The sequence below is a fragment of the Synergistaceae bacterium genome, from assembly GCA_012728235.1.
Classification (GTDB): Bacteria; Synergistota; Synergistia; order Synergistales; family Synergistaceae; genus JAAYFL01.
In genome coordinates this window covers 52,759-75,989 of the sequence record JAAYFL010000028.1, presented here as the reverse complement: position 1 = coordinate 75,989, position 23,231 = coordinate 52,759, and the positions used below count along the sequence as shown (strand labels likewise).

Below are 23,231 nucleotides of genomic sequence, written 5' to 3'. Positions count from 1 at the left end.
ATCTAAACGACTGAGTGCTATAAAATAATGAAAAACTCAGTCGTTTTATCTTTTTTATTTTAATCTAGTTTTTTCCACCTTGTCCCTTGTGGAGTGTCCTCAATGCTTATCCCCTTAGATAATAAAATTTCTCTTATTTCGTCCGATTTAATAAAGTCTTTTGATTTTCTTGCCAAATTTCTTTCCTCAATAAGAGTAGAAATCTCGCTTTCTAAGCTATCAGAATTTTCCTCATTAAACAGACCCAATACATCATTAGCCATATCGAAAAAGTCTTTGGCTTTATTGAGAGCAATTAAATCAAAGGTTGAGCTTCTGGAAAGATGTGTGTTTACAGCTCTTACAGCTTCAAATACACTCCCTAATGCTCCTGCTGTATTAAAGTCGTCATTCATTGATTCAATAAAACCTATATTGGCAGATTCAATTTCATCTATAAGAGTTTTATTGTTTATACTATTTTTTGTGCTATCAATTGCAAAAAGAATGTCTTTATAACAACCAACTATTCTATTAAGGGCTTTCTGTGCTTGTTTTAATCCCTCAGAAGAAAAATTAATTGGGGAGCGATAATGTGCACTTAACAGAAAAAAGCGTATATTTAATGGGTTCGTTTTTTCTCTTATGTCGCGTATAGTTTTAAAATTACCGAGTGATTTTGACATTTTTTCGCTATCTATCATTATATATGCGTTGTGAATCCAATACCTTACAAACTGTTTCCCAGAAAAACACTCTGACTGAGCGATCTCATTTTCATGATGTGGGAAAATTAAGTCACTTCCACCGCCATGTATATCTATAGTTTCACCTAAATATTTTGTAGACATAGCACTACATTCAATATGCCAACCTGGTCGCCCCTTTCCCCATGGGCTATCCCAATTAGGTTCACCTTCTTTGCTCGCTTTCCACAGTGCAAAATCAAGTGGTGCTTTCTTTTTCTCATCTAAATCTATTCTTACTCCGGTCTGCAATTCATCCAAACTTTGTCTGGAAAGCATGCCATATTGATCAAAACTTGAAACATCGAAATAAACATTCCCATTGATTTCGTATGCATGACCCTTTTGTATCAGTTTACTTGTAATTTCTATAATTTCATTTATTTCGTGTGTTGCTCTGGGATATATTGAAGCTCTTTTTATTCCAAGAGCATCAGCATCCTTGTAATATTCCTCGATAAAACGTTCAGCTAATTCTGAGACTGTAATTCCCATATCATTGGCTCTTTTTATCATTTTATCGTCTATATCAGTGAAATTTTGAACATATGTAACATTATAACCAGACTTTTCAAGATATCGTCTAAATACATCAAATAATACAAAAGGTCTAGCATTGCCTATATGAAAATAGTCATAAACAGTCGGACCACAAACATAGAATTTAACTTCTCCTTGCTTAATCGGAACAAATTGCTCTTTTTTTCTAGTTAAATCGTTATATAATACAAGAGTCATTGTGAGACCTCCAAAATTTTAATTTATCTTATTCTACACTATGGCGACGTAATATAAAATAAAATTGTCTATAAGAATAAAGAAGGAGAATTTTGTTGAAAAAAAAAGAGCTATTAACACTGGTTGGAAATTTTCCTGATAAACCCGGGGTCTATTTAATGTCTGATGATAAAAATAACGTCATATATATAGGAAAAGCTAAATCTCTAAAAAAGCGAGTCTCTTCTTACTTCAGACAAGGCAGTTTTTCATCGCCTAGACTAAAAAAACTTGTTGATAGTATTAACGATATATCTATTATAAGAACAGAAAGCGAAATTGAAGCACTAATACTTGAAAACAGGCTGATTAAGCAATATCAACCTTTTTTTAATGTTGACTTAAAAATGAATGAAAGATATGCATATATAAAATTAACGTCAGAGAAATTTCCACGGCTACAAATAACAAGAGTAAGACAAAAAGATAATGCTGTGTATATTGGGCCATTCGTTAGAGTTGCAGAAGTTCGGGAACTTCTGAGATTAGTAGAACGATATTTGCCTTTACGAACATGTAATTTTGACATAATAAAACAAAATAGAGAGAGACCTTGTATTAGATATTCTCTTGGACGCTGCTTAGCCCCTTGTTGCTCGTACTGTACGGAATCCGAATATAGGGATAGGGTCGCAAATGTTTTGTTACTTGTACAAGGACAAGCAATGGAATTAGTAGAAAAATTTCGTAAAGAAATGGATAAGTCCGCAAAAAAAATGGACTTCGAAAACGCTGCTCGTTTGCGAGATACAATAAGAGCAATTTGGCGAGTTACGAGACAGCGAAACAGTATACCAGAAATATCAAATGGTATGGAAAATAATTTTAAGACTCTAAGCGCATTACAAAAAATATTAAATTTGCCTACTATTCCATGGCGAATAGATGGTTTTGATGTTTCTCATACAGGTGGGGATTATCCAGTTGGGGTAGTTGTAGTTTTTGAACAAGGATATCCCAATATATCTCTATATCGAAAGTTTAATATTAAAAACGTTGAACAAATTGACGATTTTCGCTCTATTAGTGAAACCCTTACAAGGCGTTATAAAAGATGCATTGAGGGAGAAGAACCACTGCCTCAGCTCATTATAATTGATGGTGGAGCAATACAACTTAAATTTGCTACAGAAACTCTAAAAAACCTTAAATTGACTACAGTACCAGTAATATCAATCGCAGAAAAAAACGAAGAAGTTTACTTATCTTACAAAAAGGCACCTATGATTCTTCAGCGTTCTGACCCTGTCTTAAGGTTACTTCAATATGTCAGAGATGAAGCTCATAGGTTTGCATTATCATCTCATAAAAAAAGACGCAATAAAACGTATAGAAGAAGTATACTTGAAGATATTCCCGGTATTGGCAGAGCAAAGGCTGCACGATTAATTACACAATTTGGTAGCACAAAAGCTCTAATAAACATTTCCGAAAATAAACTTGCCAACACCCCAGGCATAGGATTAACTCTTGCAAAACGTATCAAAAACACTATAAAAGCAGAAATGCAAGGAGAACAGGATGGCGTCGTTTAAACAAAAAGAAATAGATGAATTTTATATGAAGATTGCTATTGATTTAGCAAATATAGGAACAAGCACAACCAGTCCTAATCCTAAAGTTGGCTGTGTCATAGTACGCGATGGAAAAATAATAGGACAAGGGTCACATCTTATTTTTGGTGAAGCACATGCAGAAGTAAATGCATTAATAAACGCAAAAAACGATATAAAAAATTCTACAGTATATATAACCTTAGAACCCTGTTCACACCAGGGCAAAACACCTGCATGTGCTAAAATGCTTATAGAGAAAAATGTATCTAGGGTTGTTGTTGGCATGATAGACCCTAACCCTATGGTTAATACACAAGGATTAAAAATGTTACAAAAAAAGGGCATTGATGTTACAACTGGTATTTTAGAAAAAGAGTGTCGTTGGCTGAACAGAGGCTTCCTTCGTTCAATTAAACTTAAAAGACCTTGGGTAACAATTAAAGTTGCGATGTCGATTGACGGGAAAATAGCACTTTCAGACGGCTCAAGTAAATGGATAACTACAGCTACATCAAGACAAAAAGTGCACATCCTAAGATCTGAAAACGATGCCATCCTAACAGGCGTTGGTACAATTTTAGCCGATAATCCTGAATTAACTGTTCGCTTGGTACAAGGGAACAGCCCGATAAAAGTAATAATTGATAGGGAGTTAAAAACACCCTTAGAAGCTAACATTTTTAAAGAAGGAAAAATTTTGATTTTCACATCTAAAAAAGCACCTATAAAAAAAATTAAACAATTCAAATCTCGTGGCGTTTGTATAGAAATAATTGATTCAAGTCCCGAAAATCAAATAAAATTAATTTTAAATAAATTATGTGAATATGGTATAAACTATTTGTTAGTTGAGGCTGGAGCTAAGATAACTAGTGCTTTTTTATCTGCAAAATTAGTAGATGAAGTTTCATTGTTTATATCTCCTAAATTTATGGGTAAAGGTTTAAGTTTTACGGAACACCTTTTAATTTCAGATATGTCGCAATCCATAAGGCTAAAAGAGGTAGAATATCACAATATAGGCGAAGATATTTTACTAGAAGGAGTGCTTGAATGTTCACCGGAATTATAGAAACTGTTGGTATTGTTAATTTGACTCAACAGAAAAATGACGTTTTATTATTAGGAATAAGTGCACCCAAAATATCGAACGAACTCAAAAGAGGCGACTCTGTATCTATAGATGGGGCTTGTAGTACTGTTGTAAACAAAGATATTACGTCTTTTTATGTCGAGATAATGAAAGAGACTCTTATTCGTACTAATTTTGGTGAACTAACGCATGGTTCGCGTGTAAATCTTGAACGAGCTATGCGCTTAAATATGCGCTTAGATGGGCATTTTGTATCAGGGCATGTGGATGGAACCGCAAAGGTTTCAAAAATTGAATCTTATGGAAAGACAAAGAAATACACCTTTACGGTATCTGAAAAAAAAATGCTGGAAGAAATTATACCTAAGGGTTCTATTGCAATTAATGGAATAAGTCTAACAGTAATAGAAATAGAAAATAATAATTTTACAGTTGGACTCATACCAACGACACTAACTGACACAACTTTTTTGTCTTTGAAGAATGGAGATACAGTAAATATTGAAACTGATATGTTAGGTAAGTATGTGCTAAGATATTTAAAAATGAAAAAATCAGATAAAAACGAGATGTCAGAAAACGATTCTCTTACATGGGATGAACTTGAAAATTATGGTTGGATATAGGAGGACCATCTGAAATGTTTAATACGATAGAAGAAGCTATAAGTGATATAAAAAATGGAAAAATGATTATTATCGTTGATGATGAGAACAGGGAAAACGAAGGAGACCTTGTTATGGCTGCTGAATGCTGCCAGGCTGCAGACATTAACTTTATGGTTAAGTTTGCCAGGGGACTGGTCTGTGTTCCGATTGCTGCTAAACATGCAGAAAGATTAGATTTAAGTTCTATGGTGAAAAATAACACAGACAAATATGGCACCGATTTTACAATATCAGTAGATGACAAAAATAGCAAAACAGGCATATCAGCTTTTGAAAGAGCTTCAACTGCAAGAATACTAGCTAATCCTAACTCAAAACCCAGTGATTTTCGAAGGCCTGGACATATTTTTCCACTTATAGCAAATAGAGGCGGGGTTTTAAAAAGAGCAGGTCATACAGAAGCTTCCACTGATTTGGTCAGAATGGCGGGACTGTTTGAAGCTGCTGTAATATGTGAAATTATGAATGACGACGGAACTATGGCTCGACTACCGCAGCTGGAAAAGTTTGCAGAAGAAAATGATTTAAAAATAATCTCTATAGAAAATCTCATAAAATATAGAATAACAAAAGAAAAATTTGTAAAAAAAGAGGTTTCAATAAAACTTCCTACAATATGGGGAAATTTTGTCTGTCACGCCTATACAAACCCATACGGAAACAATACAGAAGCCATACACCTAGCTCTTGTAAAGGGTGATATAAAAAATAATAAAAACGCAGTATTAGTACGAGTACATTCTGAGTGTCTTACCGGAGATTTACTAGGATCTCTTCGATGTGATTGTGGACCTCAGTTACATACTGCTATGAAAATGATAGAAGAAGTTGGATGTGGCGTACTTTTATATATGAGACAAGAAGGGCGTGGAATAGGGTTACTTCCAAAATTAAAAGCTTATGAATTACAAGAACAAGGGTTAGATACAGTTGAAGCAAATGAAGCACTAGGATTCCCTCCTGATCTCAGAGATTATGGTGTAGGAGCCCAAATACTTGTTGATTTGGGGTTAAGTAAAATTAAATTACTTACAAATAATCCCGTAAAAATAAAAGGCCTTGCTGGTTATGGACTTGAGATAACAGAACGAGTTCCTATTGAGATTCCAGCTAATCAGTATAATGAAAAATATATAAATACAAAGATTTGTAAAATGGGACACTTTTATAAAACTGCCCCAATTAACAATGATAACAAAAATATTTAATAGAACTTACAATAACACAATAAGAAGTTTAAAGGAGATGTAATTATGAGAGTTATAGAAGGCAAAATGATAGGAACAGGCCTAAGGTTTGCAATAATAGCTTCGCGTTTCAATGAACTTATTACTAGCAAACTAATTGAAGGTGCTAAAGATGCTCTTGTACGTCACGACGTTAAACACCAAGACATTGATCTTTTCTGGACACCCGGAGCATGGGAACAACCCTTAATAGCAAAAGAAATAGCATTAACTGGCAAATATGACGCCATTATTGCATTAGGGGCTGTCATAAAAGGAGATACGTCACACAACGAATATATTGCAAATGAAACGGCTAAGGGACTAGCGCTGATAGCTTTAGAGCAAAAAATACCAGTTACATTTGGGGTCATAACTTGTGATACCCTTGAACAGGCTCTAATGAGGTCGGGGAGTAAAGCGGGAAATAAAGGTGCGGAGAGTGCGCTCGCTGCACTAGAAGCTGCAAATGTTTTAAAGGAAACCCGATCTTTAATTGAAGGATGTAATAAGTAATGCTCGATCAGAAGTGGATACGGGAACATACTGACGATGTTGCAACCTTATTACAAAACCGAAATGATTACAATTTCCCTCTGGCCAAGTATATAGAGTTAGACTCACAACGAAAAAAGATTCTATCTGAAGTAGAAGTTTTAAAAGAGAAACGTAATATAGGGGCTAAAAAAATAGCTAATCTTAAAAAAGAAGGCGAGCATCCGCAGCCCCTTATAGATGAAATGAGGGAACTAGGGGAAGAAGTAAAAGGTCTTGATGAGAGGGCCTCTGATGTACAACGAGCACTCGATGATTTAGCTTTAAGAATTCCTAATAAAATACACGATTCAGTGCCAATAGGTAAAGATGAAACTTTTAACTTAGAGATTAGAAAATTTGGCACTCCTAAGCAATTTAATTTTCAACCTAAGCCGCATTGGGAAATATGTGAACCTCTAGGGTTAATGGATTTCGAAAGAGGTGTAAAAATAGCTGAAAGCCGGTTTACTGTCATGTTTGCAGAAGGTGCAAGGCTTGTAAGAGGCTTAATAAATTTTATGCTTGACCTACATACAAAAAAACACGCATTTACAGAAGTAATGCCACCTATATTGGTAAATACTAAAACTATGACTGGTACGGGGCAATTACCTAAGTTTTCAGAAGATTTATATCGGTGTGTAAATGACGATTTATGGTTGATTCCAACAGCAGAAGTCCCGCTAACTAACCTTTATGCAAACGAAATACTAAATGAAGCAGATTTGCCAAGGTACTTATGTGCATATACACCATGCTTTCGCAGAGAAGCAGGTAGTTATGGGCGCGATATGAGAGGAATGATACGTCAACATCAATTTGATAAGGTTGAATTAGTAAAATTAACATCTCCAGAAACAAGCTATCAAGAACTTGAACATCTCACAAAATGTGCAGAAGAAGTTTTGAAACTTCTTGACATACCATATAGAGTGGTATGTCTCAGCTCAGGAGACATTGGTTTTGGTGCATCGAAAACTTACGATATTGAAGTTTGGCTGCCAAGTCAAAATAATTATAGAGAAATAAGTTCTTGCAGTAATTGTGAAGATTTCCAAGCACGTAGGATGAACATAAAGTATAGACCTATAAAAGGGACTAAAACCCGTTTTGTTCACACGCTAAATGGCTCAGGTGTTGCAATAGGAAGATGTTTGATTGCCATAGTGGAGAATTATCAAAATGAAGATGGAAGCATAACTGTTCCAAAAGCACTTCGTTCATATGTTGATGGACTAGAAAAAATAGGCTAATTTCTAATAACTATAGAATTATTATCAATAATAACTAACAAAAAAGCATATCGAGGTCAAGACACATGTATAACGACTTATATTTAACGAATATAGGTATGGTTTTATTTGTCGCTGTTCTTTGTATTTTTATACAAAAGTTTTTTAAAAAATATCTCGAAAGCGACCAGTACTATTATTTAAAAGATATAACGTTAATTGCAGCTTGGGCACTTTGTGGGATTTGGGCTCCAGATGGCCCTCTACGAGTTACCATAGCTGCAGGTGTTGTTGCTGCATGTGTTGGTTTTTGTCAAAAAGTATCAAGAGGCAAAAACTTACGTTTTCTTTACTTTTTTGTCGGATTAGGTTTTTCTCTTTTGGGACCACGTATAGCTTTTGTTGAATTTTCTCAAGGGGAGTATTACTACCTATCTTATTTTCTATCTATTTTAATTAGCACATTATGGCTCGGTATTTTCCCAGTTTTTTTTCAAGAATTAGATGAAAACCCAGGTATGGCGGGGGTACTTCTTACTGTTAGCTGGACCCTTATTTCAGCAGTAATATTATTTTCTTCAAACAACTTGCTGGATGTTTCGCAGATATGCATTACAGGTCTTATTTTTTTAATCGTTTTTTGGAATAGACATATACATCCTTATAGAAGGTTAACAGAGCCATTAACCGCTCTTTGGGGCACTCTTTTCGCAGGCATATCAATATTCGGAGTAAGTAAAGGCATTACATTTTATAACCTTGCATTTATTCCACTAGGATTCTTTGCTCTTCCCATACTAGAAACATTGTTAAGTGTTATTAGTGCTTCCTTTTCTGCTAATCCTACCGGAAATTTTATTTTTTATAGGAAACTAATTAAGTCTAATAAAGATCATGTAACAAGTATATCTATTGTTTCTAGAATTTGTTGTTTTACAGCCATAATTGTGGCTTTAATTCAATCAAATATGTATATATTATTTTTGCTTTTTGTTTCTAGTGTCTTTATTTTAACTGTAATCAACGTTTATTTTAATTTAGAATATAGAGTCAATTTAAAGGAATATAATAGACGACCTCAAATATGGGGGATAACTATAGACAATATATCTCTCAATTATGCCATAACACAAGTTCAACATTGGATTACATCGAAATGTGCTCCAAAGATGATAGTCACTCCTGACGCTCTTGCAGCACTTCGCAGCAGGAAAGACAAAAAGTACCGAAATATTATAAAAGAAGCTGAATTAGTCTTACCTGATGGATTTGGCTTAATAACAGCGTTAAGAATATTAGGCAATAGAATTCAAGAAAGAATTCCAGGTTGCGAATTTACGGAACATTTATGCCAACGTGCAGCTTTTGAAGGATGGGGCATTTGGTTGCTCGGTGGCAAACCAGGCGTTGCTCAGAAAGCAGCTGAATCACTGACACAAAAATTTCCTGGAATTATTATTTCAGGATTACAGGACGGATTCTTTAAAGATGAAGAATCTGAGAAAATTTGTAACGAAATTGCTAATAGCAACGCAAAAATACTTCTTGTCGGATTAGGAGTACCTAAACAAGAGTATTGGCTTAATGATTGGCTTTATAAAACAAATGCAGCACTTGGAATAGGTGTTGGCGGAACTCTAGATATTTTAGCTGGAAATTTAAAAAGAGCCCCAAAAATTTGGCAAAAATTAGGGTTAGAATGGTTGTATAGACTAAAACAGGAACCATGGCGCTGGAAACGAGTTATAAAGCTCCCTTTATTTCTTTTTTTCGTGCTTTTAACTGCTCTACATATTGATATATATAAAGACGAAAATTAGTGTTAGTATCAGACAATTAATGCTTTCTGAAAAAATATGAATAAAAAATAAGGAGACCTAAATATGAAAATGGATAAACTTTTAAAACAAGCAAAAATTTTACAAGAACAAATGGATAAAATGCAAAAAGAGCTTTCGCAAAAAATTATAATAGGGGAAGCTGGGGGTGGCATGGTAAAAATAGAAATGAATGGCAACGGAGAAGCCTTATCTGTCTCCATATCCCCCGAAGTAGTAAATTCAGATGATATAGAAATGTTAGAAGATTTAGTTCTTGCTGCTTTAAAAGATGCAATCTTAAAAAAAGAAGATATTTCTAATAAAAACATTAATTCAATCTCCCAAAATTTTGGAGATTTACCTAACTGGATATAAGAGGCTTATTTTGTCATTACCTAGTTCTGTGCAAAAATTAATAAAACTTTGGAGCAAGCTGCCTGGAATAGGTGAGAAGTCAGCAAGACGTATGGTTTTTTACGTTTTAAGACACGATACTAATTGGATTGAAGATTTTGCTAGTAGCTTAATTAATCTTGCTAAAGAAGTTTCTCACTGTTCTGAATGTGGAAATATAACTGATATTAACCCTTGTTCTATATGTAGAGATGAAACAAGAAATAGAAGCTGTATCTGTGTTGTAGAAACAGATGAAGACTGCGTTGCTATTGAACAAGCAGGCATTTTTACTGGGCTCTATCATGTTTTAGGAGGACAGAGCTCTCCTTTAGAAGATAAAGAAATACCAATTGAAAGTTTACAAAAACTTCGAAGAAGAATAAATGAACTTAAAATTCAAGAATTAATTTTAGCTACATCTCCAAGAGTCGAGGGCGATTTAACTGCATTTGCGGTACAAGACGCACTGAAAGATTTGCCCATTAAAATATCTAGACTTTCTTATGGCCTTCCCGTTGGCGGTAGCATTGGTTTTGCTGACAGAGTAACGTTACATATGGCATTAGAATCTAGAAAAGAAATGTTATAGACATTATAAGACGCTTTTTGTTTAGGAGATATTTTTTATAAAAGGAGGGGAATATGTGGTTAACTATAAAGTTATTAATATTTACAAAAAAATTGCTAAAATTATTGTTATATTTATATTTGCTATTATCGGTTACAAAATTTCTGAAAGTAATAACATTAAAGATTTATTTTTAATGTTCGATTCATTTCACCACACATTACTTACAGCTTTTATATTAATCTTATTTATAACCTTGGGTATACTTCTTACACCTCTCTTATTTAGGCTTAGTAGTTTTTTTTTAAATAAGCTTGAAGTAAAAAATAGCCTGTTACATAGCGACCATAATGATTTGAAACGGATTGATTTTTCAAATCATTGTGTTACAACTTTTAAAAAAGATCATTCACCATCCAAAATTCTTGATACAAGTGCAATAATAGACGGAAGAATTCTTGATGTAGCACTAACCGGCTTTTTAGAAGGCAGCATTGTTCTTCCAAGATTTATCTTGACTGAACTACAAAGGATAGCTGATTCTACAGATCCATTAAGACGAACTAAGGGTAGGCGAGGCATGACCGTCGTTACTGAATTACAAAAATTAAAAACAATAAAAATAGAGATATCAGAAACAAAGCTACAAGACTTAGAAAGAGAAAACGTTGACGATGCTTTAGTTGCTCTTGCAAAAAAAATAAAGGCTAAAATTATCACTACTGACTATAACCTTAGCCAAATAGCCCAAATTGAGGGAGTCTCAGTTCTCAACGTAAATGATCTTACAAATTCATTAAAACCTATTTTATTGCCCGGAGAAAATGTAGAAGTAGAAATTTTAAGAGCTGGTAAAGAAAATCAACAGGGCATAGGATACCTTAATGATGGGACGATGCTTGTGGTTGAGGACGGCTATAAACATATAGGTGAACGTGTAAAAATCACAGTAACTTCAATCCTACAAACCTCTGCCGGAAGAATGGTTTTTGGACGAATAGAAATATAAAAATGGTAAATAAAAACAAATGGTCATTTATAATAGTTGCAGCTGGTACCGGTAGTCGTTTAGGTGGAGAGTTAAAACAATTTCGATTACTTGGAGGAAAACCTCTTTGGAGGTGGTCTTTTGATATTGCGCTACAACTTATTCCGAAAAATAACGAACTTGATATAATTCTAGTTGTACCTTCAAATTATTTAGATGAATTCCAAACGAACATACTAACTGATAATTTACCTATAAGAGTAGTATCGGGGGGAAGTACTCGTGCATCCTCTGTGCGTAATGCACTTAATGCAGCATATGGTTCACATGTATTAATTCACGATGCAGCACGGCCCTTTTTAACAAAAGAAATGTGTTTAAGCTTAATGGAAGAGTGCATATTGAACGATGCAGCAATCCCTCTATTAGAACTGACAGATTCACTAAAAACAATCGTAAACGATAATATTAGTACCATTGATAGAAACATAGTTTATATAACACAAACACCACAAGCGTTTAAAAAAGAAAGATTAGCTTATATTCTTAAAAAATCAACTTTTCAGGATACTGATGAAGCCAGTACATGGATAAACGAAGGATTAAAGATTTCAACTATTAAAGGCGAAGAAAATAATTTTAAAATAACAACAGAAAATGACTGGAAAAGGGCTGTTTTAATGACTAAGCAAAAAGGAATTGTACGTGTAGGACACGGATATGATGTTCATAAACTTGTCCCTAATCGTAAATTAATTCTAGCGGGAGTACAAATTGAAGATTCGCCATTAGGATTGATGGCACATTCGGACGGAGACGTAGTATTTCATGCTGTTATGGATTCTTTACTGGGCGCAGCGGGAGAGCCAGACATTGGTACCTTATTTCCGGCAATTGATTCAAAGTGGAAAAATGCAAATAGCGGAGTAATGCTCAAAAAAGTTATTGATAGATTGCATTTAAATCATTGGAGAATCAATTGGGTAGATGTTACTCTCATTGCACAAACCCCAAGGCTCGCAAATAAACTTAATGAATTTAAGGCTTCTTTATTTTTTTATTTGAAAGAATTAGAATCAGACATGAATGTAAATATGAAGTTAAAGTCACCAGAGGAATGTGGCAGTGTGGGTAGATCTGAATGTATTATATGTCACGCAATAGCAACTATATCTAAAATATGAGATTATAAAAAATCGAAAATAAAGTATAATACTATAATAATTTTGATGGAGGGCTTACAAATGATGGATAAAAAAGAAAGAGAAATATATAACAGCAAATTTGTGGACTATAAAGGCTTTACATTTGATGATGTCTTATTAGTACCAGGATATAGTGAGGTTATGCCAGATAAAGTTAATTTAAAGACCAAGTTTGCCTCACAAATAAATTTAAATATCCCAATTTGTAGCGCAGCTATGGATACAGTGACAGACGCACGTCTTGCAATAGCAATTGCCCGTGAGGGTGGTATGGGAATAATACACAGAAACCTCACATACGAACAGCAAGCAATTGAAGTAGATAGGGTTAAAAGATCTGAATCCGGTGTTATAGTAGACCCGTTTTTTCGCCATCCCGAAGATAGTGTAAGAGATGCTGTTGCTCTTATGGAACATTACCATATATCAGGAGTTCCTGTTGTAGATGAAGGGAAACGCTTAGTAGGAATAATAACAAATCGTGACCTTCGTTTTGTAACAAACCTTGACCAACCGATTTCTAATGTTATGACTAAAGACAACTTAATAACAGCAACTATTGGTACAACTATGGAAGATGCAAAAAAAATATTGATGGGCACAAAGGTAGAAAAACTTCCAATAATCGATAAAAACGGAATATTAAAAGGCTTAATAACTATAAAAGATATTTTAAAAGCAAGAGAATTTCCAACTTCTAGCAAGGATAGCCATGGACGTCTTTGCGTGGGTGCAGCCATTGGCGTTGGTTCAGACTCTCTATATAGGGCAGCTGCCCTTGTTGAAGCTGGAGTTGATACAATTGTAGTAGATACAGCACATGGTCACTCTACTATGGTCATCGACATGGTTGCGAAACTACGTAAGCTTTATCCAGATCTTCCTCTAATAGGAGGTAACATTGCCACGAAAGAAGCGGCTGAAGCATTAATAGAGGTTGGCGCTGATGGAGTAAAAGTAGGGATTGGGCCTGGCTCAATTTGTACTACAAGAATAGTAGCAGGTATAGGTGTTCCTCAAGTTGCAGCCATAATGAATATTGCTGAGATGGCACATGCACGTGGCAAAACAGTCATTGCAGACGGAGGAATTAGGTATTCGGGAGATATTGTCAAAGCACTTGCTGCAGGAGCGGATGTAGTAATGATTGGCTCTCTTTTTGCCGGTACAGAAGAAAGCCCTGGAGAAGCTGTTATATATAAAGGCAGATCATTTAAAAGTTATAGAGGCATGGGTTCTCTAGGAGCCATGAAGGGAGGATGCAGCAAAGATCGTTATTTCCAAGAAGGCACAAGAGAAGACAAACTTATACCGGAAGGGATAGAAGGCATGGTACCACATAAGGGGCCTCTATCTGCCGTTATTTATCAACTAGCTGGTGGTATAAGAGTCGGGATGGGCTATGTAGGAGCAGCCAACTTGGATGAAATGCATAAAAACTCTAAATTCGTACAAGTTACTGCAGCATCTATGAAAGAAAGTCATCCTCACGATGTAATTATAACAAAAGAAGCACCAAACTATGGCGTAGAATAAAAAACAGAGTAGAAAGTTTTATTGACTTATCTTATAAAAACTGTATAATATCTTCTCGTTGGGCGGTTAGTTCAGGGGTAGAACGCTACCTTGACATGGTAGAAGTCAGAGGTTCAAATCCTCTACCGCCCACCATACATAAATTAAAAAAGCTCTCTATACATATGTATAGAGAGCTTTTTATTTAAATTTATAAGTATTGGAGATTGACAAATTTAATTATTTAGTTGAAATAATTAAAATATATTAAAGCCCCTTTTGTTCTTGCAATTGAGAAAAAGAATTGCCTAAGTGAGAAACATCTCCCATTAGAAGTAGACGTGGAGGGAAGAGAGAATCCGATTGTGGCATCTCAATAATTGAAATGCTACAGTTAGGTATTTGAAATCTCCAAAAACTTGAAACGGGAGAATTTGTCCAATAACAGAACAAAACTTTAATTACGGCATCGTGAGAAACAAGCAGAACATCACCATTGTACATATCAGCTATCTGATTAATTACACTTACAGATCTTTTTGTTATATCACACAGAGATTCACCACCAGCGCCTGGCATTGTTACAAGTTCTGGTGTTTTGTGCCATTTTTTTAATAAATGTCCCCATTGAGCTTCTATTTGATCTGCGTGACACCCTTCCCAATCTCCATGATTAATTTCTATAAGATCATTTTCTATAACAATGTCTTTGTGATTAGTAGTAGAAGCTATTTCACGGGCAGTATGAAGAGCTCTTTTTAAAGGACTCGATACTATTGCATCAAACTTTTTCCCAGAAAGCCTCTGCGCCACTAATTTAGCCTGACTAAGACCTTTTTCATTAAGTTCTGTGTCTATTTGTCCCTGAAAACGTCCCTCTGTATTCCATGCGGTTTCTCCGTGGCGAACAATGAAAAATCTCATTTAATATCTCCTGAAAAATCAACTGTTGTTTCCCATAGTAAATCACCGCTTTTTATTAATTTGTTCATTAATTTATCATCTACTTCACCGTCTATCTCTAGTACGCCTAAAGCATGTCCGCTTTCATTTTTTCGTCCAAGAGCAAAGTTAGCAATATTTACACCGGCTTCGCCCAAAAGCGTACCTATTTTTCCAATTACTCCTGGCATATCATAGTTTTGGAACATCAATATTTTCCCATTCGGCACAAAATCAATCCAATAGTCATTAACTCTTACAATGCGCTGTCTTCCTTCTTCTGTAATTGTTCCTATCAATAGAATGCTTTCTTTTTCTGTTTCTAGCTCGATTTCAATCGTATTTTTATAGGTTTGAGCTTCGCCAGTACTTTCAACTACATTAATATTTCTATCTTTTGCAAGTATTGGTGCTAACATAAAGGTTACCTCTTCGCCTAAACTAACTTCTAGTAGACCTTTCAAAGCAGAAATTGTGTAGGGCATTAGCTGTTCGGTATAACCTTCTTCTTTATCAAAAATATTACCCCTCATTTTAAAATGCACACACTTAACTGCATTGCCTTTTACCTCAGCAACTTTCGCCGCTAAGACTCCTATCTTTCTGGCTAGATTTAGATATACTTTTTGTTCCAATGTGAGAGCTTGTTCAATAAAAGGAAGATTTACCGCGTGAACATATGGCTCTCCACGTAATACAGAAAGCATGTTTTCTACAGCAATCCTTGATACTTCGGATTGTGCCTCATAAGTATTCGCTCCAATATGCGGAGTAAGAAGCACTCTGTCTGCGATTTCCTCATTCAAGAAAGGATGATTACTATCAAGAGGTTCTATAGAGAAAACATCTGTGCCAAAGCCATTTAAGTTTTTGTTTCTTACGGCATCCGCCACAGCTTTTTCATCTACGATGCCGCCCCTTGCACAGTTTATAAGATATGCTCCAGGTTTAAATAATTTTAATGTCTCTTTGTTTATCATGTTTTTTGTTTCTTTTGTAAGAGGTGTATGAATAGTTACTATATCTGCTATTTTTATTGCATCTTCAAGATTGGACATCAGGTTAGCTCTTAAGGAATCAGCTCTTTTTTGAGTTATATAAGGATCATAAGCTATTATATCCATTCCAAATGCGCGACACCTTGTTGCCACATTTCCGCCAATTCTCCCTAAGCCAATTATTAAAAGTTTTTTACCGTTTAGTTGACAGCCCGTGAACTTGCTTCTTGTCCATTCACCTCTACGAACAGATGCATTTGCTTGAGATATTTTACGAACTACTGATAACATGGTACCAATAGTCAATTCTACCGCTGCCAATGTGTTTCCACTCGGTGCGTTTATAACTATGACTCCCTTGCGACTGGCCGCTGGAATATCGATGTTGTCTACACCTACACCTGCTCGCCCTATTACTTTAAGGTTTGTAGTGGCGTTTATGATTTCTGCATCCATTGTTGTTCCACTTCTAGTAAGGATGCCGTCTATATCACTAACAGCAAGCTTTAGTTCTTCCTTTGACATTGATTTTTTTTGAATTAATTCAATATCAGGAGCCTCTTTTAATATATTTATACCTAGTTCTCCTATAGTTTCAGTTACTAGAATTTTCCATTTTTTGTTCATGATATTGTTATTTCTCCTTATTCCATTCATTTAACGCTTTAGTTATAAAATCTGAATTTGGTTTTTCTCCAAGAGCAACTAATGCTGCATACAATGATCCTAGAATCATAGAAAGCTCTGGCCAATTACAATCATTATAATGAGCCACTCGTATAAGATTTCCCTTTAGAGAACCCAATCCTCCAGCAGTTTCTATCCCAATTTCCTTGAGGTATTTCCGTATTTTTTCTGAATCCAAAGTTTTTGAAGAAAATGCTGTAAGTCCAGGTGAACGATAGTTAGAGTTAGGGACTAAAAGCTCTAATCCTAACGCTTCAATTCCCGCTGCAAATGCTCTAGCATATTGTATACGTGACTTAAACCATTTTTCCTTATCATTATTTAAAATAAAATCTAGGGCTTCATCAAGAGCATAAAATAAAGATACTGGGGGAGTGTAGGGATTATCAGGGATATCTGAAATCAATCTTTTTTTGTGTAACTTTAAATCAAAATAATGACTGATACATTTTCTTTTTTCTATAAAGTCCCATGCTTTTTTTGATAGCCATACAAGACCTAGCCCAGGTGGAGTAAGCAGTCCTTTTTGAGAAGCAGTAGCAAGCCCATCTACACCCCATTCTTCTGGGTAACACTCCATTGCTCCTACGGAACTGACTCCATCAACAAGTATGATGGGCCGGTTCTCTTTCGGCAGTGCATAAATTATTTCTTTAATAGGCACAAGGACCCCTGTCGAAGTTTCATTTTGAGTTAGAAGTAAAACCTTACATTCAGGATTTTGTTTTACAAAATCCACTACAACGTCTGGGTCAGGAGAAGATCCTAAGGATATATCCAGACAAACAGCTTCAGCACCTACTTGTTCTCCAATTTTACGAAATCTGCTACCAAAATTACCGCAAGAAACAGAAAGGAATTTATCTCCTTTATCTAAAAAATTAAAAATTAAGCACTCAAGAGCCCCAGTTCCGGAAGAAGGAAGAATTACAACTGGTCCTTCCGATTTTAGTAACTTTGCTAATTTAACCTCTAAATTTTTTAATAAATCAGAAAATTCAGCTGTTCTATGTCCTATTAGCTGTTTTGCCCCGGCTAAAATTACATCATGTGATAATTCTACTGGTCCGGGTGTTAACAAATGCCTTCTCATAAATAAAACCCTCCTTATTATAAATATGAGAATCTAGATATATATATCTTTTCCCTTTATATACGTCATAATATTTTAGGTGAATATTAATGCCGCACCAACTAAAACATATTCTACACCTGTGACATATATAATAAAGGGTCAAAAATATAAATTAAATAAAATAACTCTCAAAAAGCTATGCTTTAAACATAATTTTGTTGGTTCTTTCTGCTACAAGTAGTTAAAGACTAAATCAAAGCTTATACTATTTACATGTTTTTATGTCAAATATCTCGCCATAAAGATATGGTATTTATGCCGATTAGTTTGTATAATCTACAGCAGTACAGTCTATGTTTATGGAGGATTTTATGAAAAATAAACTTTCTAGTGTTTTTGATATCATTTTCTTTTCATTCCTTTTTATAATATATCTAATCTATTCTATTTTAATTCCTGTATATCAACCGAACTTTTATTCATTGAAAACAGAAGAAAAAGAAGTGATAATCGTCCATGGGATGTCTGCAAAACAAATAGCTCTTACAATAAAAGAAGCAGAGCTAATAAAAGATACTAACCTATTAATTCAGTGGATGGTACGCTTGAATATTGATAAATCATTACGTCCTGGAAAATATTATTTGCATAAAGGACATGAGATAAATGTTGCTTATGAATTACAAAAAGCAAAGCCTGTTACGGAACGGTTTATGCTGGTTCCTGGAGTTAAATATGCAAGTCTTGTAAAAAGATTTATAAAAGATGATATAGATATTTTTACCCAGGAACTATTAAATAACAATAATTTTCCAGACAACATAGTCAAAATACTTCCTAAAAGCCCACAAGATAGAATAGCGTTTCTCCTACCTGAAACATATTCTCTATTAACTGAGAACGAAACTGCTAAATTTTTTATAAAAGAAGCATCAAAACTCTGGTTTGAAAAAGTAGGAGCAAGAATTCCTCAAGATTATACAAAAAAGGAGTTAAATGAAATAGCTGTTTTAGCTTCAATCGTCGAAGGAGAGGCTAAACTTGATGAAGAAAGACCAATACTTTCAGGTATTTTCTTAAATAGAATCAAAAAAAACATAAGATTACAATCATGTGCGACTGTAATTTATTCTTGGAGTAATGTAGGAATTAAAAAAGATCGCCTGTCTTATAAAGATTTAGAAATAGAATCCCCATATAACACATATCTGAATTATGGTCTTCCACCAGGACCAATATGTGTTCCGTCACTAAAATCGTGGCTAAGTGCCCTAAATCCTGAAGAAACAGAATATCTGTTCTTTTTTGCTACATCAGAAGGTAGGCATATTTTTAGTAAAACTTACAAAGAACACTTAGAAAAACAGAGGCTCTTACAAGAAATTCAATAATTTAATACAGTTAAAACTATTTTCATTTCAAATTCATTCCATTTTAATCTATAGATTTAGTGTACTATAATTAAAGGCAAATATTAGATTTTAAGGATAATAAAAACGAAAATGACACTTTTATTAAAAAACAATTAAAAGTCACTCTTTATTTTGTTTTGGAGGCAAAGATTATAATGGAATTTAAAAAAATTGCCATTCTTCATGAAAGGATAAAAGACACAATAAATGCTGGAGCTGACTACTCTGATATCTATATACAGTCTTCTTCTGGTCATGCAGCTCACTATGAAGAAGGGAAGATTGAAGAGCTTTCTTCTTCTACTTCAAATGGAAGTGGGGCTCGCATTGTATTAGATAATAAAACTTTTTATTCACATACCTCTGGGATAGATTTTAAAAATATTAATGAAGCTTTTTCAACGGTAATTGAGACTGCTTTAAATAAAAAAACAAAAGCCCTTGATAGTAAAACGATAGATATTATTGAGCCTTGTGAAAAAACATCTTCTCCAGAACCCGACATATTACAAAACCTAAATAACGAGATTAGAAAGGCTTCGCCCTTGGTAAGACAAGTTACGTTTAGATATTCAGTTTCTAAAAAACGCATATTTATTATAAAACCAGATGCTTCAGTTGTATCAGATACACGCGATTATAGTAGTTTCGTTGCACAGGTAATCGTTGAGCGGAAAGGCATTCTTTATTCGGGTTCAGAGCGTATGTGCAAGTCAGTTGCATTAGATAAATTTTGGGGGAGCTCAACTCCATCAAGCATAGCGAATATTGCTTTACAAAGAGCTTTGCTAATGACAAGAGCTAAGGCATGTCCAGCTGGAAGAATGCAAGTTTTATTTGCTGGGGAAGCAGGTGGCACTATAATTCATGAAGCTTGTGGACACGGTTTAGAAGCTGACATAGTCGATAAAGATTATTCAATATATAGAGATAGAATAGGACAATTGGTTGCCAACAAAAATATAACAATGATAGATGACCCAACTATCCCAAGCTTATATGGTTCTTACAAGTTTGACGACGAAGGGGTGCCTGCTCAGAGAAGCGTTCTAATTGAAAATGGAGTTCTTAAAAGTTATATTTCAGATATATTATCTGCAAAAAAATATAATGCTAAATCCACTGGAAACGGAAGAAGAGAATCTTTTAAATATGCTCCTGTTCCACGCATGAGCAATACTTTTATATTACCTGGCAATGCAACTTTCGAATCAATGTTAGATCGCATAAAAAACGGGATTTATGTAAAGAAAATGGGTGGGGGAGAGGTTAATCCGACAACAGGAGATTTTGTTTTTTTTGTTTCAGAAGGATATTTGGTTAGAAATGGCAAAGTGTCCTATCCAGTGCGTGGAGCTACACTCAGTGGTAATGGCCCGTCTGTTTTGAAGAATATTATAGAATTAGGAAATAATTTAGTGATGGATTCTGGAATTTGTGGCAAATCAGGACAAGGCGTACCTGTAACCGACGGACAACCATCTATGCTGGTCGACGGACTTACTGTTGGTGGGAGTGAGGCATAAATGTTTTTTAGTAGAAAGTCAGAGAAAAGATATTCAAACAAAACAAAGAATAAAAACTCCAAAGGATTTTTTCCGCATGTTAGCAAGGTGCAGGAAAAACTATTTTTCTTGTGTGTTCTTTTTCTAACTATTTATACAATAATGTCTATATATACGCCTTTGACTGGTTCTTTAGGGTGTAAAATTTCTTCCTTTTTGTTAACTCGTATAGGTGGTTCAATAGTTGTTCTTTTATTTTTTGTTTTTTATATATCTTCTCTAAAATTGCTATCACGTGCAATACCATATTTTCGCAGACAAATAATTGCGACTATACTAATTTTTTTAAATGTATCCCTACTTTTAGGTCTGTATTTTTTAACAAATAAGCCAAATAGATTAAACTTGAAATGGTTAAACCCTGGAGATTTTGGCATAGGGTTATCTAGATTATCTTTTGCTTTCCTTGGTGTAGTAGGCACATTTCTTTTAGGTCTCATATCTATATATATATCGCTAATTTTGTATGGTATTAAGCCTTATATAAAACTTCCATACATTACAAAGTTTATTCAAATGTTTATAGCAAAAATTAACAAAATAAAAGATAAAGCTACTAATCAAAATCACCCAAAAAATGTTATATCAAATGATGCATTTGATTTTGAAGGTGCACCAAATATTAATGATTTTGACAGAAATTCATATGACTATTTTAATGTACCAAATAAAAATAATCATCTAGATTTAGATAAGAAAAACATCAAAATCCGGCCTCAAACAAAAGAACTTGGAGAAGACCAAGTTTTAGATCCTGCGTTTAATTTAAATATTGAACAAAAAAACAAAGTAAAACAAGGAATTTTCCCTCCTCCAATTGAAGTTTTCGGAAATGAAGAGTCTAATGAAGGAGAGATGGATCAAGAAAAAGCAACGCCGTTTGGCAAAAAAATAATACAGACATTAGATCAATTTGGTATAGAGGCCTTTTTAGCAGACATACTGGTAGGGCCTACTGTTATTCAATTTAGAATACAACTAGCTCCAGGAATAAAAGTAAATAAAGTTGCAGCTCTGGGTAAAGATATTGCTCTTGCAATTGCTGTACCAAGTTTGCGTATAGAAGCCCCTATACCAGGGAAACCATACATAGGAATAGAAATACCAAATCCGATACGTAGAGGAATTCCCTTAAGGACAGTTATTAGCGACCACAATTTTCAGGATTCAAAACATTTGTTACCACTGCCTTTTGGTGTCGGTGTTAACGGCGGTTCTGTCGTTGTAGGATTAGAAAAACTACCTCACTTGTTAGTTTCAGGTACGACAGGCTCAGGTAAAAGTGTTTTTATAAATTCTTGTATTGTTGCTCTATGTTCAACACGCACTCCAGAAGAGTTACGTATGATTCTTGTAGACCCTAAACGCGTAGAAATGTCTGTATACGATAAATTACCGCACTTACTTACCCCCCCTGTGACTGATACAAAAAAAGCTGTACACGTGCTTGCTTGGGCAATTAGAGAAATGGAAAAACGCTATTCTACATTTGCAGATCTCCGGGTCCGTAATCTTGAAGATTATAATAAAAAAGTACGCGAGAAAGATAGACTGCCATTTATTGTTGTCATCGTTGACGAACTGGCTGATTTAATGATGACTGCACCAAAAGAAGTTGAAGATTATATTTGTAGATTGTCCCAAATGGCCAGAGCAACTGGAATTCACTTAATTCTTGCCACACAACGTCCATCTGTTAATGTTATTACAGGGCTAATTAAGGCCAATATTCCTGCAAGGGTCGCCTTCACCCTTCCGAGTAATGCAGACTCTCGAACCATTATTGATTGTGCAGGAGCAGAAAAATTACTTGGAAAGGGGGATATGCTATTTCTTTCAACAAAACACCCCAAACCAATACGCATACAAGCACCATGGATAGAGGATAGCATTTTAGCTAACTGGCTAAATTATTTACAAAATACTTTTGGAGAACCAGAATTTATAGAAATAACTAAACCAAGTTCGCAAATGGGGGGTATTGACGGAGATTACTTTGATGACGACCTGCTAGAGGAAGCTATTGAAATCATAATGAATACAGGAATAGCGTCGGCTAGCGGATTGCAAAGACGCCTTAGAGTAGGATTTTCACGAGCTTCTAGATTGATAGATATGATGGAACAACTGGGAATAGTTGGAGCTGCTGATGGTCCAAAACCCCGTGAGATCTTGGTTGATGAAAGAAAAGCAAAAGATTTATTTGAAGAGAGATTAAGTTAAGATAAACATTGTAAAAAAGGCCG

General features: G+C 34.7%; 19 protein-coding genes and 1 tRNA gene. 16 read left to right on the top strand and 4 right to left on the bottom strand.

The genetic code is table 11. From position 1 onward, the window contains the following. Positions 1-59: 59 nt before the first annotated feature. Positions 60-1,463 carry a cysteine--tRNA ligase gene (locus tag GXZ13_02195; GenBank protein NLX74650.1) on the bottom strand — a complete coding sequence of 468 codons (1,404 nt, stop codon included), beginning with the start codon at positions 1,461-1,463 and terminating at the stop codon, positions 60-62. 95 nt (positions 1,464-1,558) lie between these two features. On the opposite strand from GXZ13_02195, the gene GXZ13_02190 reads away from it, so the two are divergent. From GXZ13_02190 to GXZ13_02130, 13 genes are all read left to right on the top strand, one after another. Further along, positions 1,559-3,037 (top strand): excinuclease ABC subunit UvrC, encoded by a 1,479-nt coding sequence (locus GXZ13_02190; GenBank protein NLX74649.1) that lies wholly within the window; start codon positions 1,559-1,561, stop codon positions 3,035-3,037. Continuing rightward, the gene (ribD, locus tag GXZ13_02185) at positions 3,024-4,130 is read left to right on the top strand and encodes a bifunctional diaminohydroxyphosphoribosylaminopyrimidine deaminase/5-amino-6-(5-phosphoribosylamino)uracil reductase RibD (GenBank protein ID NLX74648.1); all 1,107 of its coding nucleotides are present in this window, start codon (positions 3,024-3,026) and stop codon (positions 4,128-4,130) included. The genes GXZ13_02190 and ribD overlap by 14 nt, the downstream gene beginning before the upstream one ends. Then, on the top strand, positions 4,112-4,777 hold the full coding sequence (locus GXZ13_02180) for a riboflavin synthase (protein ID NLX74647.1): 666 nt from the start codon (positions 4,112-4,114) through the stop codon (positions 4,775-4,777). Before ribD ends, GXZ13_02180 begins: the two co-directional genes overlap by 19 nt. A gap of 14 nt (positions 4,778-4,791) precedes the next feature. Continuing rightward, positions 4,792-6,027 carry a bifunctional 3,4-dihydroxy-2-butanone-4-phosphate synthase/GTP cyclohydrolase II gene (locus tag GXZ13_02175; GenBank protein ID NLX74646.1) on the top strand — a complete coding sequence of 412 codons (1,236 nt, stop codon included), beginning with the start codon at positions 4,792-4,794 and terminating at the stop codon, positions 6,025-6,027. A 45-nt stretch (positions 6,028-6,072) separates the two neighbouring features. Continuing rightward, on the top strand, positions 6,073-6,561 hold the full coding sequence (locus GXZ13_02170; GenBank protein ID NLX74645.1) for a 6,7-dimethyl-8-ribityllumazine synthase: 489 nt from the start codon (positions 6,073-6,075) through the stop codon (positions 6,559-6,561). Next, positions 6,561-7,835: a serine--tRNA ligase gene (gene serS, locus GXZ13_02165; protein NLX74644.1), complete on the top strand. Its 1,275-nt coding sequence runs from the start codon at positions 6,561-6,563 to the stop codon at positions 7,833-7,835. The genes GXZ13_02170 and serS overlap by 1 nt, the downstream gene beginning before the upstream one ends. A 65-nt stretch (positions 7,836-7,900) precedes the next feature. Continuing rightward, a complete protein-coding gene (locus GXZ13_02160; protein NLX74643.1) occupies positions 7,901-9,634 on the top strand; it encodes a WecB/TagA/CpsF family glycosyltransferase in 1,734 nt (577 codons plus the stop codon). Positions 9,635-9,697: 63 nt separating this feature from the next. Beyond that, positions 9,698-10,009, top strand: coding sequence for a YbaB/EbfC family nucleoid-associated protein (locus GXZ13_02155; GenBank protein ID NLX74642.1), 312 nt, complete (start codon positions 9,698-9,700; stop codon positions 10,007-10,009). Positions 10,010-10,019: 10 nt separating this feature from the next. Further along, a complete protein-coding gene (gene recR / locus GXZ13_02150; GenBank protein ID NLX74641.1) occupies positions 10,020-10,619 on the top strand; it encodes a recombination protein RecR in 600 nt (199 codons plus the stop codon). Positions 10,620-10,794: 175 nt separating this feature from the next. Continuing rightward, positions 10,795-11,607, top strand: coding sequence for a TRAM domain-containing protein (locus GXZ13_02145; GenBank protein ID NLX74640.1), 813 nt, complete (start codon positions 10,795-10,797; stop codon positions 11,605-11,607). Positions 11,608-11,609: 2 nt separating this feature from the next. Continuing rightward, entirely contained in the window at positions 11,610-12,770 is a 1,161-nt protein-coding gene (gene ispF, locus GXZ13_02140; GenBank protein NLX74639.1) for a 2-C-methyl-D-erythritol 2,4-cyclodiphosphate synthase, read from the top strand. A gap of 63 nt (positions 12,771-12,833) precedes the next feature. Next, the gene (gene guaB / locus GXZ13_02135) at positions 12,834-14,327 is read left to right on the top strand and encodes an IMP dehydrogenase (protein ID NLX74638.1); all 1,494 of its coding nucleotides are present in this window, start codon (positions 12,834-12,836) and stop codon (positions 14,325-14,327) included. Positions 14,328-14,387: 60 nt separating this feature from the next. Beyond that, positions 14,388-14,462: transfer RNA gene (locus GXZ13_02130), tRNA-Val, on the top strand. A gap of 111 nt (positions 14,463-14,573) precedes the next feature. Here the strand turns inward: GXZ13_02130 and GXZ13_02125 are convergent. From GXZ13_02125 to GXZ13_02115, 3 genes are read right to left on the bottom strand one after another with little or no spacing between them, the layout of a single operon-like run. Continuing rightward, positions 14,574-15,230 carry a histidine phosphatase family protein gene (locus GXZ13_02125; GenBank protein NLX74637.1) on the bottom strand — a complete coding sequence of 219 codons (657 nt, stop codon included), beginning with the start codon at positions 15,228-15,230 and terminating at the stop codon, positions 14,574-14,576. Next, positions 15,227-16,873 carry a phosphoglycerate dehydrogenase gene (locus tag GXZ13_02120; GenBank protein ID NLX74636.1) on the bottom strand — a complete coding sequence of 549 codons (1,647 nt, stop codon included), beginning with the start codon at positions 16,871-16,873 and terminating at the stop codon, positions 15,227-15,229. The genes GXZ13_02125 and GXZ13_02120 overlap by 4 nt, the downstream gene beginning before the upstream one ends. Before the next feature lie 7 nt (positions 16,874-16,880). Further along, on the bottom strand, positions 16,881-18,026 hold the full coding sequence (locus tag GXZ13_02115; protein ID NLX74635.1) for an alanine--glyoxylate aminotransferase family protein: 1,146 nt from the start codon (positions 18,024-18,026) through the stop codon (positions 16,881-16,883). Positions 18,027-18,379: 353 nt separating this feature from the next. On the opposite strand from GXZ13_02115, the gene mltG reads away from it, so the two are divergent. The 3 genes from mltG to GXZ13_02100 all read left to right on the top strand — a co-directional run bounded on the left by mltG (position 18,380) and on the right by GXZ13_02100 (position 23,208). Beyond that, positions 18,380-19,399, top strand: a complete 1,020-nt coding sequence (gene mltG / locus GXZ13_02110; protein NLX74634.1) for an endolytic transglycosylase MltG — start codon at positions 18,380-18,382, stop codon at positions 19,397-19,399. Between the two features lie 176 nt (positions 19,400-19,575). Then, entirely contained in the window at positions 19,576-20,946 is a 1,371-nt protein-coding gene (locus tag GXZ13_02105; GenBank protein ID NLX74633.1) for a TldD/PmbA family protein, read from the top strand. Continuing rightward, positions 20,947-23,208, top strand: a complete 2,262-nt coding sequence (locus tag GXZ13_02100) for a DNA translocase FtsK (GenBank protein NLX74632.1) — start codon at positions 20,947-20,949, stop codon at positions 23,206-23,208. The last annotated feature ends 23 nt before the right edge of the window (positions 23,209-23,231 follow it).

What these genes read in the sequence shown, in the direction of transcription:
- ispF (NLX74639.1), top strand. Translation starts at nt 11,610, where the DNA reads ATGGTAAATAAAAACAAATGGTCATTTATAATAGTTGCAGCTGGTACC.
- GXZ13_02120 (NLX74636.1), bottom strand. Translation starts at nt 16,873, where the DNA reads ATGAACAAAAAATGGAAAATTCTAGTAACTGAAACTATAGGAGAACTA.
- GXZ13_02105 (NLX74633.1), top strand. Translation starts at nt 19,576, where the DNA reads ATGGAATTTAAAAAAATTGCCATTCTTCATGAAAGGATAAAAGACACA.
- GXZ13_02125 (NLX74637.1), bottom strand. Translation starts at nt 15,230, where the DNA reads ATGAGATTTTTCATTGTTCGCCACGGAGAAACCGCATGGAATACAGAG.
- GXZ13_02175 (NLX74646.1), top strand. Translation starts at nt 4,792, where the DNA reads ATGTTTAATACGATAGAAGAAGCTATAAGTGATATAAAAAATGGAAAA.
- guaB (NLX74638.1), top strand. Translation starts at nt 12,834, where the DNA reads ATGGATAAAAAAGAAAGAGAAATATATAACAGCAAATTTGTGGACTAT.
- mltG (NLX74634.1), top strand. Translation starts at nt 18,380, where the DNA reads ATGAAAAATAAACTTTCTAGTGTTTTTGATATCATTTTCTTTTCATTC.
- GXZ13_02170 (NLX74645.1), top strand. Translation starts at nt 6,073, where the DNA reads ATGAGAGTTATAGAAGGCAAAATGATAGGAACAGGCCTAAGGTTTGCA.
- GXZ13_02155 (NLX74642.1), top strand. Translation starts at nt 9,698, where the DNA reads ATGAAAATGGATAAACTTTTAAAACAAGCAAAAATTTTACAAGAACAA.
- GXZ13_02115 (NLX74635.1), bottom strand. Translation starts at nt 18,026, where the DNA reads ATGAGAAGGCATTTGTTAACACCCGGACCAGTAGAATTATCACATGAT.
- GXZ13_02145 (NLX74640.1), top strand. Translation starts at nt 10,795, where the DNA reads ATGTTCGATTCATTTCACCACACATTACTTACAGCTTTTATATTAATC.
- GXZ13_02160 (NLX74643.1), top strand. Translation starts at nt 7,901, where the DNA reads ATGTATAACGACTTATATTTAACGAATATAGGTATGGTTTTATTTGTC.
- GXZ13_02180 (NLX74647.1), top strand. Translation starts at nt 4,112, where the DNA reads ATGTTCACCGGAATTATAGAAACTGTTGGTATTGTTAATTTGACTCAA.
- serS (NLX74644.1), top strand. Translation starts at nt 6,561, where the DNA reads ATGCTCGATCAGAAGTGGATACGGGAACATACTGACGATGTTGCAACC.
- GXZ13_02100 (NLX74632.1), top strand. Translation starts at nt 20,947, where the DNA reads ATGTTTTTTAGTAGAAAGTCAGAGAAAAGATATTCAAACAAAACAAAG.
- GXZ13_02195 (NLX74650.1), bottom strand. Translation starts at nt 1,463, where the DNA reads ATGACTCTTGTATTATATAACGATTTAACTAGAAAAAAAGAGCAATTT.
- ribD (NLX74648.1), top strand. Translation starts at nt 3,024, where the DNA reads ATGGCGTCGTTTAAACAAAAAGAAATAGATGAATTTTATATGAAGATT.